The 18,369-nt window shown below is 66.1% G+C and carries 16 protein-coding genes and 1 pseudogene; 8 read left to right on the top strand and 9 right to left on the bottom strand.

Features of this window, described 5'->3' with window-relative positions:
- Positions 1-156 precede the first annotated feature (156 nt).
- Positions 157-1,866, bottom strand: a complete 1,710-nt coding sequence (locus tag NL241_RS01335; RefSeq protein WP_494396566.1) for a hypothetical protein — start codon at positions 1,864-1,866, stop codon at positions 157-159.
- Positions 1,867-2,382: 516 nt separating this feature from the next.
- Complete coding sequence (locus tag NL241_RS01340) at positions 2,383-3,339, bottom strand: threonine ammonia-lyase (RefSeq protein WP_494396567.1); 957 nt, start codon at positions 3,337-3,339, stop codon at positions 2,383-2,385.
- Between the two features lie 143 nt (positions 3,340-3,482).
- Between NL241_RS01340 and NL241_RS01345 the strand changes: the two genes are divergently transcribed.
- Positions 3,483-4,829 (top strand): NAD-dependent succinate-semialdehyde dehydrogenase, encoded by a 1,347-nt coding sequence (locus tag NL241_RS01345; RefSeq protein ID WP_487693748.1) that lies wholly within the window; start codon positions 3,483-3,485, stop codon positions 4,827-4,829.
- An 83-nt stretch (positions 4,830-4,912) separates the two neighbouring features.
- On the opposite strand, the gene NL241_RS01350 is transcribed toward NL241_RS01345, so the two are convergent.
- Positions 4,913-5,566 (bottom strand): SGNH/GDSL hydrolase family protein, encoded by a 654-nt coding sequence (locus NL241_RS01350; protein WP_494396568.1) that lies wholly within the window; start codon positions 5,564-5,566, stop codon positions 4,913-4,915.
- 102 nt (positions 5,567-5,668) lie between these two features.
- Here NL241_RS01350 and NL241_RS01355 point away from each other — a divergent pair, with 102 nt between their 5' ends.
- The 5 genes from NL241_RS01355 to NL241_RS01375 are packed head-to-tail and all read left to right on the top strand — an operon-like array spanning position 5,669 to position 10,138.
- On the top strand, positions 5,669-6,928 hold the full coding sequence (locus NL241_RS01355; protein WP_494396569.1) for a L,D-transpeptidase: 1,260 nt from the start codon (positions 5,669-5,671) through the stop codon (positions 6,926-6,928).
- A 20-nt stretch (positions 6,929-6,948) separates the two neighbouring features.
- On the top strand, positions 6,949-7,326 hold the full coding sequence (locus tag NL241_RS01360) for a BlaI/MecI/CopY family transcriptional regulator (RefSeq protein WP_487693751.1): 378 nt from the start codon (positions 6,949-6,951) through the stop codon (positions 7,324-7,326).
- Positions 7,323-8,237, top strand: a complete 915-nt coding sequence (locus NL241_RS01365; protein WP_494396570.1) for a M56 family metallopeptidase — start codon at positions 7,323-7,325, stop codon at positions 8,235-8,237. Before NL241_RS01360 ends, NL241_RS01365 begins: the two co-directional genes overlap by 4 nt.
- A 53-nt stretch (positions 8,238-8,290) precedes the next feature.
- Positions 8,291-9,652 (top strand): WS/DGAT/MGAT family O-acyltransferase, encoded by a 1,362-nt coding sequence (locus NL241_RS01370; RefSeq protein ID WP_494396571.1) that lies wholly within the window; start codon positions 8,291-8,293, stop codon positions 9,650-9,652.
- A gap of 24 nt (positions 9,653-9,676) precedes the next feature.
- Positions 9,677-10,138, top strand: coding sequence for an NUDIX hydrolase (locus NL241_RS01375; protein WP_494396572.1), 462 nt, complete (start codon positions 9,677-9,679; stop codon positions 10,136-10,138).
- A 65-nt stretch (positions 10,139-10,203) separates the two neighbouring features.
- Here the strand turns inward: NL241_RS01375 and NL241_RS01380 are convergent, their stop codons facing one another.
- Both NL241_RS01380 and NL241_RS01385 read right to left on the bottom strand, forming a co-directional pair.
- Positions 10,204-10,731, bottom strand: coding sequence for a lipoprotein LpqH (locus tag NL241_RS01380; RefSeq protein ID WP_487693756.1), 528 nt, complete (start codon positions 10,729-10,731; stop codon positions 10,204-10,206).
- A gap of 110 nt (positions 10,732-10,841) precedes the next feature.
- Positions 10,842-11,282 (bottom strand): lipoprotein LpqH, encoded by a 441-nt coding sequence (locus NL241_RS01385; RefSeq protein ID WP_487693758.1) that lies wholly within the window; start codon positions 11,280-11,282, stop codon positions 10,842-10,844.
- A gap of 125 nt (positions 11,283-11,407) precedes the next feature.
- Here NL241_RS01385 and tgt point away from each other — a divergent pair, with 125 nt between their 5' ends.
- On the top strand, positions 11,408-12,649 hold the full coding sequence (tgt, locus tag NL241_RS01390) for a tRNA guanosine(34) transglycosylase Tgt (RefSeq protein WP_487693759.1): 1,242 nt from the start codon (positions 11,408-11,410) through the stop codon (positions 12,647-12,649).
- 51 nt (positions 12,650-12,700) lie between these two features.
- Positions 12,701-13,927, top strand: a complete 1,227-nt coding sequence (locus NL241_RS01395; protein WP_494396573.1) for a cytochrome P450 — start codon at positions 12,701-12,703, stop codon at positions 13,925-13,927.
- A gap of 18 nt (positions 13,928-13,945) precedes the next feature.
- Here the strand turns inward: NL241_RS01395 and NL241_RS01400 are convergent, their stop codons facing one another.
- The 4 genes and pseudogenes from NL241_RS01400 to NL241_RS01415 form a co-directional block, all read right to left on the bottom strand.
- Positions 13,946-15,310: a flavin monoamine oxidase family protein gene (locus tag NL241_RS01400; RefSeq protein WP_494396574.1), complete on the bottom strand. Its 1,365-nt coding sequence runs from the start codon at positions 15,308-15,310 to the stop codon at positions 13,946-13,948.
- A gap of 82 nt (positions 15,311-15,392) precedes the next feature.
- Positions 15,393-16,163 (bottom strand): amino acid ABC transporter ATP-binding protein, encoded by a 771-nt coding sequence (locus NL241_RS01405; protein ID WP_487693762.1) that lies wholly within the window; start codon positions 16,161-16,163, stop codon positions 15,393-15,395.
- Positions 16,160-17,608: an ABC transporter permease subunit gene (locus NL241_RS01410; RefSeq protein ID WP_487693963.1), complete on the bottom strand. Its 1,449-nt coding sequence runs from the start codon at positions 17,606-17,608 to the stop codon at positions 16,160-16,162. The genes NL241_RS01405 and NL241_RS01410 overlap by 4 nt, the downstream gene beginning before the upstream one ends.
- Positions 17,600-18,361, bottom strand: a pseudogene (locus tag NL241_RS01415) (amino acid ABC transporter substrate-binding protein); the annotation flags it as partial. The gene NL241_RS01410 and the pseudogene NL241_RS01415, both read right to left, overlap by 9 nt.
- Positions 18,362-18,369 lie beyond the last annotated feature (8 nt).

The following is an 18,369-nucleotide window of genomic DNA, read 5'->3' on the forward strand; positions in this document are numbered from 1 at the left end:
TCACGCTGAAAAATCCGGTTTGCCAACGGCGGACCCGGTAGCGCTTTGCGCTGTTTATTGACGTTAACGGTGAATATGGGGGATAACCGGGCGCCTGACCGGCGCACGAGAATGGGCCCACTCTTTCGAGTGGGCCCATTCCGGTGGTGCTACTGACTACGCTGCGGCGCCGCTGTCCGAGCTGTCGGAACCGCTGTCGCTGTCCGAGCTGCTGTCGCTGTCGGAGGCGGAGCTGTCGTCGCTGTCGGCCTTGGCAGCTTCGCGCTCGGCCTTCTTGGCGTCGCGCGCAGCCTTGCGGTCCTCGCGCTTGGAGGAGTAGCTGCCCTTGTCGTCGGCGTCGTCATCGCTGGCGGCGTCGTCATCGGCGGGAGCCTCGTCGTCGGCGGCCGGGGCGTCGTCGTCGGCGGCGGCGGGAGCCTCGGCGGCCGGAGCCTCTTCCTCGGCAACCGGAGCCTCGTCCGCAGCCTCTTCCTCGCTGTCGTCGGCAACCGCAACCACGTCACCCGACGGGTCACCCGCGGGCTCGGCAGCGGAGCGCTGCGTGGCGAGAGTGGTGTCACCGGCAGCCTCGGGGGCCGGGACGATGCCGATGATGGCGTCCTCGATGTCGTTCGACACGTCGATGACGAAATCGGTGCCGGTCTCGATCACACCGTTGACGATCTCGAAGCCGCTGACGATGGCATCGGCGCCGGCCTCGATCACCGCGTTGAACTGGGTGGCCAGGGTGACCGGCAGGCTGGCGATGTCCTCGGGCAGACCGACAGCGGTCAGCACGCTGGACAGCGCGGTGGCGAACGTCAGGTTCAGGTCGGTGATGACACCGGTGACGCCGTTGGTCACGTTGATGCCCAGGTTGCCCGGGATCTGCGCGACGTTGCCCACCGTGCGGACACTGGTGTTGAACGTGCCGAATCCGCCGGCGAGCAGAGCGCCGGTGGCCTCCAGGTAGTTCCCCGGGTTCAGCGGGTTGGAGCCGATGACGTCGATGGCGACCTGCAGCGAGGAGCTGACGATCTGGACGATGCCGGGAACGAAGATCTCGTCTTCGCCGTCCTCGACGTAGTAGCCATTCAGGCCACCGAGGATCTCGTTGAAACCGGTCTGGAACGCACCGAGGACGTCACCGGTGACACCGAACGCAGCGTCGCTGATGGCCTGAGCCGGCGCCAGCGTGACGCTCTGGACGGCCTGGGTGACCGCGGCGATCAGGGCGCTGCCGGTGGCGTCGGCTGCGACGTCGCTCAGGTCGGCGATGGTCGCGATGGCGTTGTCGATCTGGTCCTGGAACAGCCAGAGGCCGGTGGAAACGAAATCGAAGCCGGAGTTGCCGACGACCGAGACGGCCGACAGCGCGTTGGAGGCGATGATCTCGCCGGTGTCCACCAGGCCGGTGCTGAGGAGCCCGGCGTAGGCGCTCACCTCGAAGGGGTTGTTGAGCACGGCCACGAACGACGACAGCACGTTCGACAGCGATCCGGTGATGGTGCCGGCCAGCAGGTTGGAGAGCTGGTTTGTGGTCAGAACCAGGTTCTCGTTGAAGCCCACGACTCCGAGCTCCCCGTCGCCTTCGATCGCGATCTGCAGCGATTCGAGCCCGTAGGTGCTGCTGAGCTCCAGGGCATCCAGCAGATCCAGCAGCGTCTCGTTGGTGGTCAGGCCGCGGAGGGTGTTGTAGAAGTCCTCGTTCAGGTCGATGGCGCTACCCAGAGCGTCGGCCAGCGTCTGACCGGGCAGGCCGACGAGCTCGGCGACACCGGCGTTGAACTCCTCGAGTTCACCCTGCAGGTTCGCGAAGAACGCCTGAATTTCCGCAGGCGTAACAGTCAGTTGGATGTCGGAGACGGTGACGTTGGGGATCGTCACTGCGCGCTCATTTGCAGGGATTGCAAGAGGCGTCAGGGCGATGGCGCTAGCAGCAGTTAGCGAAATGCCGGCGGTCAGGTAGGAGCGGGCAGAGATTTGCATGATGTTCTTCCCCCTTTGGTTACGGATGGGCTGTGTGAGAGATCGTAAGCCTGATCTCAGGTTGCGTTAAGGAATCTAGCAAAATTCCTGCTTAAGAGTTTTTTGAGATGGGTGCAGACATGCTTATTGACGTTACGGAAAGGTCAATCTCTGTATCCAGCAAACGTCTTGCGGTGCCCGCACGTGCGGAAGCTAGTTGCTCTAGGTAAAAATTGCTAGAAACGCCGGGGTCGGTGATCTTCCCAGATAAATTGACGTTAGCGAGGCAAGCCTATGAATAACTTGCGTTCTGGCGTGGCGCAGATCACATCCGCGTCATTAGGTGCGCCTCACGCAACAGTTCTGTTTTCCGGCCGCAACCTGGCCGTCACATGGAGTTACCAAGATCACACCCGTCTGCGGGGTGAGAAGTCCTCAGGAGGGATCTCCGCCGAGGATCTCGCTCAGCATCGTCGGCTCGATGTTGCCGCCAGACATGACGACCACGGTGCGCCCGGGCGGTGTCGAACCCTGCCGGTACCCCGCGAGCGCCACGGCGCCGCTCGGCTCGGCGACCAGGTGCGCGCGGTACGCGAGTTCGCGCACCGCGGAACGGATCTCGTCCTCACTCACGGTGATGATGCCGTCTAGCACCTTCTGTAGGTGCGCGAAGGTGAGGTCGGACAGCACGGATCGCAACCCGTCGGCGATCGTGCGGTTGCGGTCCTGTATCGACCACTCCACCCGCCGGCCCACCCGCAGGCCTTCGGCGGCATCAGCGGCCAGTTCGGGTTCGACGCCGTACACCGCTGCGTTGGGGCACAGCGCCTTGATCGCGGTGCCGATCCCGGACGCCAGGCCGCCACCGCTGACCGGAACGAGCACGATCTCGACATCGGGCAGGTCTTCGGCGATCTCGAGCCCGATGGTGCCCTGCCCGGCGATGATCGCGGGATGGTCGAACGGCGGCACCAGCACACCGCCGGTTTGCTCGACCAGTTCGGCAGCCACCTTCTCGCGCTGGCCCGCGCCGCACAGCACGACCTCGGCGCCGTGGTCGCGGGTCGCCCGGACCTTGATGTCGGGGGTCTCTTCAGGCATCACGATGTGCGCCGGAATCCCGTACCTGGCTGCCGCATAGGCGACGGCTTGAGCGTGGTTGCCGCTCGAGTAGGCCACCACTCCGCGGGCCCGGATGGCCTTGTCGAGACTGTCGATGGCGTTGAACGCCCCACGCACCTTGAACGCACCGATCGCCTGCAGGCTCTCCGGTTTGATCCAGAGCGGTCGATCGCTGTCGGCCCACAGCGCCGGCATGAGGGGAGTACGGATCACCGAGCCGCGGATCCGCTCTGCGGCTGCCCGGATGTCGTCGAGGCTGACCAAGTGCATGCGGCGATTCTCCCCGATTTGAACAACCGCTGGCGCAACGTCGGATTCCGGCGAAGGATGGGCGAAGACGGATTCTGTGGTCGAAAGCCGGCCAAGCTAGGGAATCCGCGCCGAAAACTCGAAAAGACGACGAAGGGCAGGGCATGAGTCTGTACGCGGTGGTTGATCCGGCGACCGGTGATGTGGTGAGGGAGTACCCGACTGCGACCGACGAGCAGATCGAGGCTGCACTGGCGTCGGCGGCCAAGGCGTTCAAGGACTGGTCGAAGTCGACGACGGTGGCCCAGCGCGCCGAGCTGATCCGCAAGGTCGCCCAACTGCACAACGAACGCAAAGACGAACTCGCCAAGATCATCCAGCGCGAGATGGGCAAGCCGCTGGATCAGTCGGTCGGTGAGGTCGAGTTCAGCGCGGCGATCTATGAGTTCTACGCCGACAACGCCGAGAAATTCCTGGCTGACGAGCCGATCGAGCTGCTCGACGGCGAAGGCAGCGCGCTGATCCGGCGCGGCCCGGTCGGGGTGCTGCTGGGCATCATGCCGTGGAACTACCCCTACTACCAGGTGGCCCGATTCGCCGGACCCAACCTGGTACTGGGCAACACCATCGTGCTCAAGCACGCCCCGCAGTGCCCCGAATCGGCGGCGGCGTTGCAGAAGATCTTCGATGACGCCGGCTATCCCGAAGGCGCCTACGTCAATGTCTATGCCACCAACGAGCAGATCGCCGAGGCGATCGCCGACCCGCGGGTGCAGGGGGTGTCGTTGACGGGTTCGGAGCGCGCCGGCGCGGCGGTGGCCGAGATCGCCGGGCGCAACCTGAAGAAGGTGGTGCTCGAACTCGGTGGCTCGGATCCGTTCATCGTGCTGTCCTCTGATGACTTGGATGCCACCGTGGAGGCCGCGGTCGACGGGCGGTTCGAGAACACCGGGCAGGCCTGCAACGCGGCCAAGCGCATCATCGTCGCCGAGAACCTCTATGACGAGTTCCTCGACAAGTTCACCGCCCAGGTCAAGGCCAAGGCCGACGGGCTGGCGCCGCTGTCGTCGGTGGCCGCCGCTGAGCGCCTGGCCGAGCAGGTTGATCGGGCGGTCGCCGACGGGGCGAACCTGGTGTCCGCGGGGGAACGCAAGGGGGCGTTTTTCCCGCCGGGTGTGCTGACCGGGGTGTCGAAGGATTCGCCGTCGTACAAGGAGGAGCTGTTCGGGCCGGTGGCCACGGTGTACAAGGTCGCCGATGAGGACGAGGCCGTCGAGTTGGCCAACGACACCCCGTTCGGGCTGGGGTCATATGTGTTCACCACCGATTCCGAGCAGGCCAAGCGGGTGGCCGACAAGATCGAGGCCGGCATGGTGTTCGTCAACGCCGTCGGCGCCGAAGGTGTCGAGCTGCCCTTCGGCGGTGTGAAACGCTCCGGCTTCGGCCGCGAACTCGGCCGCTTCGGTATCGATGAGTTTGTCAACAAGAAACTCATCCGCATCGCCGGCTGACGCGGCTCAGCTCGAGATTCACTGTAGGGCGGGATTCGGCGACGAATCCCGCCCTCATGTGACTCTCGACCGAGCGGAGGCCGTCAGAGCAGGGCGCGAACCTGCTCGGCCAGCGCGACGCCGAGGTCGCGGTTGTTCTGCTCGGTGAAGTGGATGCCGTCGACGCCGTCGGTGCTGATAACCGAGCCGGCGTCGAAGAACGGCACCTTCATGAACGAGGCCAGCGCGCTGTACACCCGGGCCAATTCGGCAGTCTTCTCCCGGCCGCCCTCGAAAACCAGGTCGAACCACGGGTGCGGCATCTCGGCCAGCGGCGGCGGCGCCACGATCAGCACCTGCGGCGCCGGGTAACTGGTGCCCACCCCGCCCGCGCTGGTGAGTACCTGGGTGGCCAGCACGCCCATTCCACTGGCGATGTCGACCGGCGTGCGGTTCAGATTCACCTTGGTGTCGTTGGTGCCGAGCATCAAGATCACCAGATCCAGCGGCAGGTGGCTGGCCAGGCATGCGGGTAGGTAGTTCGAACCGTTCAGACGGGGATCGGTAGGGTCATCGGCGGTTGTGGTGCGCGCACTCAACCCCTCTTCGACAACCTCATAGCCTGGACCGAGTTCGTCGGCCAGCACCCCGGTCCAGCGCGCCTGCCGCGGAAACCGTTGGGTGGGCACACCTTCCTCGACCGGGATCCAGCCCCACGTCAACGAGTCACCGAAACACAGGATGCGTTTGTTGGTCATACCGGTCAGGCTACGGTCACGTCACGGAGGCGCAGGACCGCCCGTGAGCACCTACTATGTTGGTACGTAGACCCCCCGCCCTCGTCACCCCGGAGTAGTTTCGTGTTCCTCGATCGCCGACGTAATCGCGTTGCACTCGGCGTGTGCGCAGTGGTCGTCGTGGCAGCCGCGGTTCAAACAGGTTCCTCTGCAACACGTTTGGTGACCGAGATCGCCGCACCGCAAGCCCCGGCCGAACTTCCGCCGCCACCGCCGGCGCCGCCTTCGGTGACGATCGTCCCCGCCGCGGATCAGCAGGGGGTGGCCCCGGTGGACGCCGTGCGCGTCAGCGCCACGTCGGGCACCCTGACCGACGTCACGATGACCAACGAGTCCGGCCGCGTGGTCAAGGGCGCTTTGACTCCCGACGGCGATGCGTGGATGCCGGCGGAACCCCTGGGCTACGGCCGCACCTACACTCTGACCGCGACCAGCCGCGGTACCGACGGCACCACCATGACGCGGACGTCGACGTTCTCGACGGTGGTGCCGGACCGGCAGGCGTCGGTCTCGTTGAACACCACCCTGGGTACGAGGCTGACCGAAGGGGCCACCTATGGGGTCGGCACCGTCATCGTCGCTCAATTCGATGCCGACATCGAAGACCGCGCGGCCGCCGAACGGCAGTTGAAGGTCACCACTTCACCCCCGGTGCAGGGGTCGTGGATGTGGATCAACGACCGGAAGGCGCACTGGCGGCCCAAGGAGTATTTCCCCGCTGGCACCAAGGTGAGCGTCAACGCCGACATCTACGGCGCGGACCTCGGTGGCGGCGTCTACGGGCAGGACGACTCCAGCGTTGATTTCACGATCGGCCGCGCGCGGGTGAGCATCGCCGACGACACCACCAAACAGGTCAGCGTCTACGAAGACGGCAAGTTGATCCGCACCATGCCGACGTCGATGGGCCGCGGCGGCACCACGACCGCCGGCGGCCGGACCATCGCGTTCTGGACCCAGCCCGGCACTTACACCGTGATGGAGAAGCAGCGCTCGGTGGTGATGGACTCCTCGACGTACGGACTACCGGTGGGCGCTTCGTCCGGGTACCGGCTCAACGTCTCCAACGCGGTCCGGATCAGCCCCGACGGCATCTATCTGCACGAGCTCGCCTCCACGGTGTGGGCGCAGGGCAGCCAGAACGTCTCGGCCGGGTGTCTCAACCTCAGCCCCGAGCACGCCGCATGGTTTTACGAATTCGCGCAGCCCGGCGATGTCGTCGAAGTGCGCAACACCGGCGGCGCTCCGCTGGAGCAATGGCAGAACGGCGACTGGAGCGTGCCGTGGGAGACCTGGTTGGCCGGCAGCGCGCTGCGCGCCTGAGCACGCGTTAGCCTCAACACGTGCAGCAACGAGGATTCGGTGATCTCGAAGCCGTTGTGATGGACCAGGTGTGGGCCAGCGATGGCGCCGTCAGTGTCCGCGAGGTGTTCGTCGAACTCGCCGCGCAGCGCGACATCGCCTACACCACCGTGATGTCGACCATGGACAACCTGCACCGCAAGGGTTGGCTGGAACGTGAACGCGACGGTAAGGCCTACCGCTACTGGGCGACGATGACCAGAGAGGAACGCTCCGCCAATCTGATGAGCGATGCATTCCACTCGGGCGGCGACGCCGATCTGGTCCTGAGTTTCTTCCTGGGCAAGATGAACGCAGAGGAGTCCGATCAGTTGCGGGCCGCGCTGCGCAAGGTGTCGCGGCGGCGGCCGGTTTCGTGAGTGCCACTCTCTGCCTGATGTCCTACGGCGCGGTGTTGGCGTGGCTGTGCCCGGCACTGCTGGACCGGCTGACCCGCAACGGCCTGAGTCCACGACTGTCGGTCGCGGTGTGGCTGGCCGCCATCGCCGTGGCGGCCGGGGTGTGGGTGGTGGCCGGCGTCGGACTGATCGCGAACTTCACCGTCGTGCACTGGGGCGCCGACCCGGTGCGCTACTGCCTGGATGTGGTCCTGGCGGTACACCGATTCGGCTGGATCGGAGATCTGGTGCTGATCGCCGCCGCTTTCGCCGGTGTCATCGGCACCGCTCTGGCGGCCCGGCGGATCGTCCGCACCATGCGCCGGCTGTCCGCGCGCAGCTGCGAACATGCCTATGCCGCACACATGTTGGGGGCGGCCGGTGACGGCGTGGTGGTCGTGCCGTCGGACAAGCGGGCGGCTTACTGCGTGGCGGGGCGACCGTCGGCGATCGTCGTCACCTCCGCTGCGGTGTCCAGTTTGCAGGCCGACGAGCTGAGCGCCGTGCTGGCTCACGAACGTGCCCATCTGCGTGGCCGGCACCCGCAATTGATGATGCTGCTGAAGGCGCTGGCGGCCACGTTGCCGCGGCTGCCTCTGGTGCGGGTGGGCGCCGAGGCGGTGGGCCGGCTGGTCGAGATGTCCGCCGACGATGCCGCCGCCCGCCGATACGGCCGCGACACCTTGCTCGGCGGACTGCTGGCGTTGGCGGGTCAGCCGCGGGCGACGGGCACCGCGCTGGCCGCCGGCGATACCGCGATTCTGGCGCGGGCCATGCGGCTGGCCGACCCCGCCGGTGTAGGCGCGCGGCTGCGGCAGCAGATGGTCCTGGTGGCGGTGCTCGCGACGGTGATCGTGGCGCCGGTGACGCTGCTGGTGCTGGCACATTCCTGACAGCTGTTCAGAAAACGAAGTTTGACGATCGCTCAGCGCGTCTAATTGAAGGCATGCAACTCATCTCGCCGACCGATTCCATCTTTCTCGTCGGCGAATCACGCGAACATCCCATGCACGTCGGTGGGTTGCAGCTCTACCAGCCACCAGAGGGCGCGGGCGAGGACTTCGTCCGCGAGATCTACCAGGGGATGATCGCCCACACCGAGTTCCAGCCGACGTTCCGCAAGCACCCGTCGACCATTCTCGGTGGCATCGCCAACCTCGGATGGGCGTTCGACGAGGAGATCGACATCGACTACCACCTACGGCGGTCGGCTTTGCCGCAGCCCGGCCGGGTGCGGGACCTACTGGAGATGGTGTCGCGGGTGCACGGCACTCTGTTGGATCGGCACCGCCCGCTGTGGGAGGCCTACCTGATCGAGGGCCTCAACGACGGCCGGTTCGCGGTGTACACCAAGGTGCACCACTCGCTCATCGACGGGGTGTCGGCGCTCAAACTCACCGAACGGACCCTCAGCGAGGACCCGGCCGACACTCAGGTCCGGGTGCCGTGGGACCTGCCGCCCAAGTCCCGGGCCAGGAACAGCGACGGCGCCGGCACACTCGCCACCGTCGCTGGAACCGCGAGTTCGCTTGCCGCCCTTGTCCCCTCCACCCTCGGGCTGGCGCGGGCGGCGTTGCTCGAACAGCAGCTGACGCTGCCGTTCGCCGCGCCGAAGACCATGTTCAACGTCAACATCGGCGGCGCGCGACGCGTTGCTGCCCAGTCGTGGTCACTGGAACGCATCCACCGGGTCAAGTCCGCGGCCGGTGTCACGGTCAACGATGCCATCCTGGCGATGTGTGCCGGTGCGCTGCGGGCCTATCTGCTGGAACACAGCGAACTTCCGGACGCCCCGTTGATCGCCATGGTGCCGGTCAGCATGCGTGAGGACGACGACGCCGACGGCGGCGGCAACCAGGTGGGTGCCATCCTGTGCAACCTGGCGACCAATGTGGACGACCCGGCTGCCCGGTTGGACGTGATCGGCGAATCCATGCGCAGCAACAAGAAGGTGTTCTCCGAGCTGCCCAAGGTGCAGGCACTGGCGTTGTCTGCGGTCAACATCGCGGCGCTGGGTCTGGCCATGGTGCCGGGTTTCGTCGGGACCACACGGCCACCTTTCAACATCGTGATCTCCAATGTCCCCGGCCCGCGTAAACCGTTGTACTGGAACGGGGCCCGGCTCAACGGCAACTATCCGTTCTCGATCGCACTGGACGGTCAGGCACTGAACATCACCATGGCCAACAACGGGGACAACCTGGACTTCGGGCTGGTGGGGTGCCGCCGCAGCGTCCCGCATCTGCAACGGCTGCTCGGGCATCTGGAGGACTCGCTCAAGGATCTCGAGCGAGCGGTGGGGGCTTAGCAGCGACCGGCCTAGACTACGCGGGTGCCGAAGCTGAGCGCAGGTCTGCTGCTGTACCGGACGGGCGACGAGGGCCTCGAGGTGTTGATCGCTCATCCCGGTGGGCCGTTCTGGGCGCGAAAAGACGACGGCGCCTGGTCGATTCCCAAGGGGGAGTACGGCACTGACGAGGATCCGTGGGAGGCGGCGCAGCGTGAGTTCGCCGAAGAGCTCGGTCTAGCGGTCCCGGAAGGCCCCCGCGCCGATCTGGGGGAGGTGCGCCAAGCCGGCGGAAAAGTCGTGTCGGCCTTCGCCGTTTGCGCTGATCTGGATGTCACCGAGGCCCGCAGCAACACCTTCGAGATGGAGTGGCCCCCGCGGTCCGGACGCATGCAGGAGTTCCCCGAGGTGGACCGGGTGGCGTGGGTGACTGTCGAGGTGGCCAGGGTCAAGCTGCTCAAAGGGCAGTTGCCGATTCTGGATCGACTGATCGCCACCCTGGCCTGAGGCCACATGGTCGAGCGGCGGCACCCATAGGTGCCGCCGCTCGAACGATGCTGTGACGACCGGACTTACGGGCAGGTCACCGCGAGCTCGAACGGTTTGGTCACCGGCTGCGTCGGGTTGGCCATGTCGATTCCGGTGGCGCTGCCGCTGATCTTGTAGGTGTTGCCGTCCTTCTCTGCGGACGCTTCACCACCGGGCACACCTTCGGTGTAGCCGAGGGCGACGCCGTTGACATTGCCCAGACCAACCTGTTTGACCACCGGCGGGTCGGCCTCGGTGACTTGGGCGCCGATTCCCTGGGTCGCGTTGCCGATCGCGATCTGGATGTTGCCGCCGAGATTGGTGCACACCGCCTGGCCTTCGATGTTCTGCTCTTGGCCGTCGATGGTGACCGTGGCCGCACCGGGCGGAGGGTTGCCCTTGGCGACGTCGGTGGCGGAAGTGATGACGCTGGTCGCCGAACTCGCTCCGCTCTCGACGGTTTCCGTCGCCGAGGACACGCTTTCTTCAGCAGATTTGTCACCGGAGCAGCCGACCAGACCCGCGACCACAATGGCCGCGCCGCCCACGGCGACTCCTAACGCACGCTTCACCAGTGTTTCTCCTTCGTATCGGGACCCGTCAACACTGACGGACCTCTCAGCAGTATGGGTGGCCGCTGAGGTCCGGTTCGGAGATTGCCCAAAACTCGGCCGGGTATGCCTCAGCAGGCCGCCTTGATCTCGAAGGTGCCCTCGGTGCGGAAGCTCGGTTTCTCGGTGTCGAACCCGTCGGCGCGACCGCTGATGGAATAGGTGTTGCCCGTCATCTCGACCTCGGCGCTGCCCCCGAGATCAAGGTTGTAGCTACCGGTGAACCCGCCGAGGTCCCTGATGTACACCGACTGCGCGGTCAGTCCTTCGGCGTTGGACACCACCGACGTGCTGCCCGAGGTCTCGGTGCCGGTGGTGATCGTCATCAACGGGCCGGCGGAGGTGCACTGCACAGACGTGACCTCGCCGACAGGACGATCGTTGATGGTGATGCTCGCCGTACCCGGTGTCAGCGCGCCGGGCGCCAGCGGCTGCTGCTCGGCATCGGACGAACAGCCCACGGCAGTGGCGGTCAGCAGGGCGGCCGCGGCCACACACACTCCGTTGTTCACCCGACGAATGTAACGAGGCGATGCGGTTCCGTCCGGGGTTCGTGCATCTGGACTCGCCGCCTCGTCGCCCGGCTCGTGCCTCGCCGCCTCGTCGCCCGGCGCGTCCCCAGTGTTGAATACCTGCTGTGACGGACGGCTTCTTCTCGGTACACGATGTCCTACCCGGTGAACGTGGACGCACGGGTGTGATCCACACCCCCCACGGGGACATCCACACCCCCGCGTTCGTCGCGGTGGGTACCAAGGCCACGGTCAAAGCGGTGTTGCCGGAGACCATGAAATCGCTTGGTGCGCAGGCAGTTCTGGCCAACGCCTATCATCTGTACCTGCAACCGGGGCCCGATGTGGTCGACGAGGCCGGCGGTCTCGGCGCTTTCATGAACTGGGACGGCCCGACGTTCACCGACAGCGGCGGTTTCCAGGTGCTGTCGCTGGGGTCGGGTTTCCGCAAGGTGCTGGCCATGGACACCACCCGCGTCCAGGCCGACGACATCATCGCCGAGGGCAAGGACCGCCTGGCCCGGGTGGACGACGACGGTGTGACGTTCACCTCGCACCTCGACGGATCGACGCACCGTTTCACCCCCGAAGTGTCGATGCAGATCCAGCATCAACTGGGCGCCGACATCATCTTCGGGTTCGATGAGCTCACCACCCTGGTCAACACCCGCAGCTACCAGGAATCGTCGGTCGAGCGCACCCATCAGTGGGCCATCCGCTGCCTGGCCGAGCACCGGCGCCTCACCGAGGAGCGGCACACCAAGCCGTATCAGGCGTTGTTCGGGGTGGTGCAGGGCGCCCAGTACGAAGACCTGCGCCGGCAGGCCACCCGCGGCCTGGTGGGGCTCAGGGATTCCGACGGGCGCGGCTTCGACGGCTACGGCATCGGCGGGGCGCTGGAGAAACAGAACCTGGCCACCATCGTCGGCTGGGTGACCGACGAGCTGCCCGAGGACAAGCCGCGGCACCTGTTGGGCATCAGCGAGCCCGACGATCTGTTCTCCGCGGTCGAGGCGGGTGCTGACACCTTCGACTGCGTGTCGCCGTCGCGGGTGGCGCGCAACGCGGCCATCTACTCGGCCACCGGCCGGTACAACATCACCGGCGCCCGCTACAAACGCGATTTCACCCCGCTCGACGCCGAGTGCGACTGCTACACCTGCGGCCACTACACCCGGGCCTACCTGCATCACCTGTTCAAGGCCAAGGAGATGCTGGCCTCGACGCTGGCCACCATCCACAACGAGCGGTTCATCATCCGTCTCGTCGATCAGATCCGGGGCTCGATCAGCGACGGCCGGTTCACCGAACTGCGCGAACACGTGCTGGGTCGCTATTACGGGGCCAAGAACGCGCCGTCGCGTTGATCTCGGCGCAGCGCTGACCAGCACCATCTTCAACGCGTGCACAATAAGACCATGGATGGTGCACTCGCCGAATCCCAGGAGCTGCTGCTGCGACTGCTCGATCCGGGTAATCGCGCCGATCCCTACCCGCTCTACGGAGAGATCCGTGACCGCGGTCCGCTGCTGCTGCCCGATATCAACCTCGTGGTGTTCTCCGGGTACGACGACTGCTTCGATGTGCTGCGCCACCCGGACTCGGCCAGCGACCGGCTCAAGTCGACCGTCGCTCAGCAGGCCATCGCCAACGGTGAGCCGGCCCGGCCGTTCGGGCCGCCGGGCTTCCTGTTCCTCGACCCGCCGGATCACACCCGGCTGCGCAAACTGGCGCAGAAGGCGTTCGCGCCGAAAGTGGTCAAGGCGATGGAAACCGAGATCGCCGTACTGGTCGATGCCCTACTCGACAAGGTGGCGGCCGCAGGCGAATTCGACGTGATCACCGACCTGGCGTATCCCCTGCCGGTGGCCGTGATCTGCCGGCTGCTCGGGGTGCCGTTGGAGGACGAGCCCGAATTCTCGCACGCCTCAGCGTTGTTGGCGCGGTCTCTGGATCCCTTCATCACCTTCACCGGCGAAGTGCCGGACGACATGGACGAACGCCTCCAGGCGGGTCTGTGGCTGCGGCAGTACCTGCGCGAACTGATCGCGCGGCGGCGGGCTGACCCGGGCGAGGACCTGATGTCGCGGCTGATCGCCGCCGAGGAGGACGGTGATCAGCTCACCGAGGACGAGATCGTGGCCACGTGCAACCTGCTGTTGATCGCCGGTCACGAAACCACGGTCAATCTGATCGCCAACGCCATCCTGGCGATGCTGCGGGAGCCGCGGCACTGGGCCTCGTTGGCCTCCGACCCCACCCATGCCTCCGCCGTGATCGAGGAGACGCTGCGCTACGACCCGCCGGTGCAGTTGGTGGGCCGCATCGCAGCCGAGGACCTCGACATCAATGGCACGACGGTGCCCAAGGGGGATACCGCGATGCTGCTTCTGGCCGCGGCGCAACGGGATCCGTCGGCGTTCGTCGACCCCGATGTATTCGACCCGCACCGTGCCTCCATCAAACACCTGGCCTTCGGCCACGGCGCGCACTTCTGCCTCGGTGCGCCGCTGGCCCGGCTGGAGGCGCAGTTGGCGCTGACGATGGTGACGGCGCGGTTCCCCGATGCCGAGTTGGCCGGACCCGCCGAGTACAAGCCGAACCTGACCCTGCGCGGCCTGTCCACGCAGCGAATCACCATCTAGTCCACGGTCGAGGTTTGACTAGCCCAGCGCGTCGATGACCTCGGCGGCGGCCCGTTCGCCGGCGTCCACCGCGCCCTCCATGTAAGCACTCCAGAAGGTCGCGGTATCGGTGGAGGCCCAGTGGATCGCCCCGATGGGTGTGGACAGCGCCGAGCCGTAGGTGGTCCACACGTGCGGACCGTGGTTGGCGTTGTAACAGCCCCGCGTCCACTGCCGGTCCGACCATTCCCCGTCGACGTAGGCGTCGGGATGTGCTGCCGCAGTTCCGTAGTGGCGCACCAGCTCGTCGGTCAGCAGTTGGCGGCGCTGCGCCTGCGGCAGCTGGCCGTACCTGCGGGCCTCGTCGCCTTCGAGGAACATCAGGATCACGCCGTGGTCGTCGCCGGGGATGCAGGTGTCGTTCGACATCCGGGCCGGTCCGATGTCGGAGATCAGTTGTCCGTTGAAACCATCTGCGCGCCAGAAGGGTTCGCTGTAGACGAAGAACGCCTTCATCGCCGAACCGTTGGGCATCCGCTGGGTCAGCTGATCCCGCACGCCGGGCATCGGCGGGTCATACATGATGCGCCCCGCCAGCGTCGGCGAGATGGCGACTATGACCCGGCGACCCCGCACCACCTGCCCACCACGGCAGGTCACCGTGACCTCGGTGGCGCTGTGTTCGATCAGCTGCACCGGCGCTTGAAGCACGATGTGCTCGGAGATCAACGCCGCCAACCGCTTTGGTATCTCACCGGTACCACCGACGAATCGGGTGGTCTGCGCGCCGCCTTCGGATTCGGCGAACAGCTCCGAGGTCACGCCGCAGGTCTGGATGGTGAACAGGAGATGCAGGAACGACACTTCGGCGGTCGGTACAGCCAGGATGCCGACGGTGCAGATCTCGACCAGAGTGCGCGCCACCGGTGAAAGGCCTTGGCTGTCATACCAATAGCCGGCGGTGATGGTATCCCACTCCAGCGCTCGGGGCGCCTCCCACGGTGCCTGCACGGGTACCTCGGCGGCAAGCTCGTCGAGCCGTCGCAGCACCTTCTCCAGTTCGGCGAGTTCGTCGGCGAACCGGGTGTGGAACTCGTGTTCCCGCAGTACCCCGGTGCCCCCGAATTCGTAGGACGTCTCCCCTTGGTCGTACTGCGGGTAGGTCTCGACGCCGAGTTCGGCGGCCAGGGCGAACATCCGCTGATGGGTGTCACCGATCCATTGCGCGCCGATCTCGACCGGCACACCGGGCAGTACCTCCTCGGTGAGGATGCGTCCCCCTACCCGGTCGTCGGCCTCGAGCACCAGGGGCCGCAGACCTGCGGCCAGCAGCGTCCGTGCGGCGATCATTCCGGAAAGGCCGGCACCGACGATGATGACATCTGCTTCTCTGGCCGCTGGCATGCAGGCCATCTTCTATGGCGCGAGCGCACGTCTTTGTACGCGACACGCCGCGCCGGGGCGTACAGACACGCTCGGTCGGCCTTTAGAGGGGGTTGAGGATTCGCTGCAGGAACTGCCGCGTCCGCTCCTCTTTCGGGTCGCCGATCACCGCTTCGGGCGGGCCCTTCTCCAGGATCACGCCGCGGTCGGTGAACAGCACCTGGCTGGAAACCTGACGGGCGAACTGGATCTCGTGGGTGACGACCACCAGCGTCCAGCCCTCGACGGCCAGGTCCTTGATGACCGAGAGCACCTCGCCGACGAGTTCGGGGTCCAGCGCCGAGGTGGGCTCATCGAAGAGCACCAGCTTGGGTTTGAGTGCCAGGGCCCGGGCGATACCGACGCGCTGCTGCTGACCACCGGAGAGCTGATACGGGTACTGGTCCTTCTTCTCGGCGAGCCCGACCTGAGACAGCAGTTCGAGAGCCTCGGCGACCGCCTCGTCCTTGGGCCGTTTCTGCACGATCACCGGTCCCTCGATGATGTTCTGCAGCACCGTCTTGTGCGGGAAAAGGTTGTGCGACTGGAACACGAACCCGCTGCGCGACTGGAACTTGCGGATCTCGGGTTTCGGTGTCGGCGTGGCGAAGTCGATCTCGACGTCGTCCACGCGGATGACGCCGGCGTCGGCGCGGTCGAGCGCATTCAGCGTGCGCAACAACGTCGTCTTCCCGGATCCCGACGGGCCGATGATCGCCGTGGCGGTGCCTGCGGGCACCTCGAAACTCACACCTTTGAGCACCTTGTTGTCGCCGAACGCCTTCTCCACGCCTTGGGCGACGACTCGGTATTCCACTTCTTCTGAAGAAGTCATCGGACCACATACCTTTCCAGCCGGCGTTCCAACCGACTCTGGCCGAACGACAACACCAGGCAGATCACCCAGTAGTAGATCGCGGCGGTGCCGTACAGGGCGAAGAACTCGAATGTCGGCGCGGCGATGATCTGCGCCTGCCGCAGCAGCTCGGTGACCAGGATGGTCGAGGCCAGCGAGGTGTCTTTGACCAGCGAGATCAGGGTGTTCGACAGCGGCGGCACCGCCACCCGCGACGCCTGCGGCAAGATGATCCGTCGCAGTGCGCCCACGTAGTTGAAGCCGATGGTCTCGGCGGCCTCCCACTGACCCTTGGGGATGCTCTGGATCGCCGAGCGGATGATCTCCGCCGCGTAACCACCGACGTTCAACGAGAAGGCGATGACCGCCGCCGGGAACGGGTCGATCTTCACCCCGAACTCGGGGAGCGCGTAGAACACGATGAACAGCTGCACCAGCAGCGGTGTGCCCCGGATGATCGAGATGTAGAACCGCGCGACATTGGTCAGGATCACGTTCGGCGACAGCCGGGCCAGCGCCACCGCCAGTGCGATGACCAGGCCGATGGCGAAGCTGATGATCGTCAGCGGGATCGTCATCGTCAGGGCCGCCTTGGCCAGCGGCCACAGGTTGTCGAGTACCAGCTGCAATGCCGAGCGGACCTGCGGCGGGTTCTCGCCCTCGGCCGCCTGCGGGGTGCCCTGGGTACCAGTCGCGTCGGCCTTCAGGTATTTCTGCGAGATCTCGGTGAGCTTGCCGTCGGCCCGCAGTTCGTCGAGCGCCCCGTTCAGTTCCGGCAGGAACCCACTGTCCTTGCGGGCGGCGAAACCCTGCTCGCTCTTTTCCCCGGTCTGTGCGGCGATCTTGACCGACGTGTCCCCGGTCTCGGCGAGGTAGGCGTACACGGCGATGCTGTCGTTGACGGTGGCATCAACGCGGCCTTGGTTGAGCAGGGTGATCGCCTGGGCGAAACCCTCGACGCCTTCGACGGTCGCGCCGGCGTCCCGCGCGACCTGCGCCCAGTTGCTGGTGATCGACTGGGCGGTGGTCTTGCCCTTGAGATCGTCCAGCGAGGTGATCGAGTCGTCATCGGCTCGGGTGACGATCACCCCCTCGCCGATCGAATACGGCGACGACAGGTCGTATTTCGCCTGCCGTTCCGGGTTGATGGTCACCTCGTTGGCCACGATGTCGAAGCGGTTGGCCTCCAGCGCGGCGAAGATCGAGTCCCATGGGGTCTCGACGAACTGCACGGGGACGCCCAGTTTCTCTCCGACGGCCCTGGCGACGTCGACGTCGTATCCGGTGAGTTCACCGGTCGCCGGATCGTGGTAGCTGAATGGCGAATACGTGCCCTCGGTGCCGACCCGTAACACCCCGGCCGTCCGGATCGGGGTGGTCGCGGGTGCCCCCGTGGCGTCGGCCTTGAGGTAGCGCTGCGAGATCTCCGACAGGGTGCCGTCGGCGCGCAGTTCGCTCAGTGCGTTGTTGAGTTCCGGGAGGTAGCCGCTGTCCTTGCGGGCGGCGAAGCCCTGTTCGCTCTTCTCGCCGACGGTGCCGGCGATCTTCACGGACTTGTCGCCCGTTTCGGCGAGGTAGGCGTACACGGCGATGCTGTCGTTGATGACGACGTCGACGCGGCCCTGGTTGAGCAGGGTGATGGCCTGGGTGAAGCCTTCGACGGCCTCGACGTTGGCGCCGGCGTTGCGGGCGACCTCCGACCAGTTGCTGGTGGCGTTCTCGGCGGCGGTCTTGCCCCTGATGTCGGCCAGCGACTTGATCGAGTTGTCGTCGGCCCGCGTCACGATGACGCCCTCACCGACGGTATACGGCTGGGACAGGTCGTACTTGCCCTGACGTTCGGGATTGATGGTCACCTGATTGGCGACGATGTCGAAGCGGTTGGCCTCCAGCGCGGCGAACATCGAATCCCACGGGGTCTCGACGAATTCGACCGGCACGCCCAGCTTCTCGCCGACGGCCTTGGCGACGTCGACGTCGTAGCCGACGAGTTCGCCGGTGGCGGGGTCGTGATAGCTGAAGGGTGAGTAGACGCCTTCGGTGCCGACGCGCAGCACGCCGGCGGCCTTGATCGGCTCGTCACTGGTGTCGTCCGATGAGCTGCAGCCGGCCGCGCCGAGGACCACCGCGGCGACGAGGAAGACGGCAAGCAGCGCCCGCCGGAAGTATCCGAACATCGGCGGAA

It is taken from the genome of Mycolicibacterium sp. SMGY-1XX (assembly GCF_059132455.1).

Bases quoted from the DNA above. Each gene is read 5' to 3' on its own strand.
- NL241_RS01350 (WP_494396568.1), bottom strand. From the start codon at position 5,566: ATGACCAACAAACGCATCCTGTGTTTCGGTGACTCGTTGACGTGGGGC.
- NL241_RS01400 (WP_494396574.1), bottom strand. From the start codon at position 15,310: ATGCCAGCGGCCAGAGAAGCAGATGTCATCATCGTCGGTGCCGGCCTT.
- NL241_RS01395 (WP_494396573.1), top strand. From the start codon at position 12,701: ATGGATGGTGCACTCGCCGAATCCCAGGAGCTGCTGCTGCGACTGCTC.
- NL241_RS01405 (WP_487693762.1), bottom strand. From the start codon at position 16,163: ATGACTTCTTCAGAAGAAGTGGAATACCGAGTCGTCGCCCAAGGCGTG.
- NL241_RS01370 (WP_494396571.1), top strand. From the start codon at position 8,291: ATGCAACTCATCTCGCCGACCGATTCCATCTTTCTCGTCGGCGAATCA.
- NL241_RS01345 (WP_487693748.1), top strand. From the start codon at position 3,483: ATGAGTCTGTACGCGGTGGTTGATCCGGCGACCGGTGATGTGGTGAGG.
- NL241_RS01340 (WP_494396567.1), bottom strand. From the start codon at position 3,339: ATGCACTTGGTCAGCCTCGACGACATCCGGGCAGCCGCAGAGCGGATC.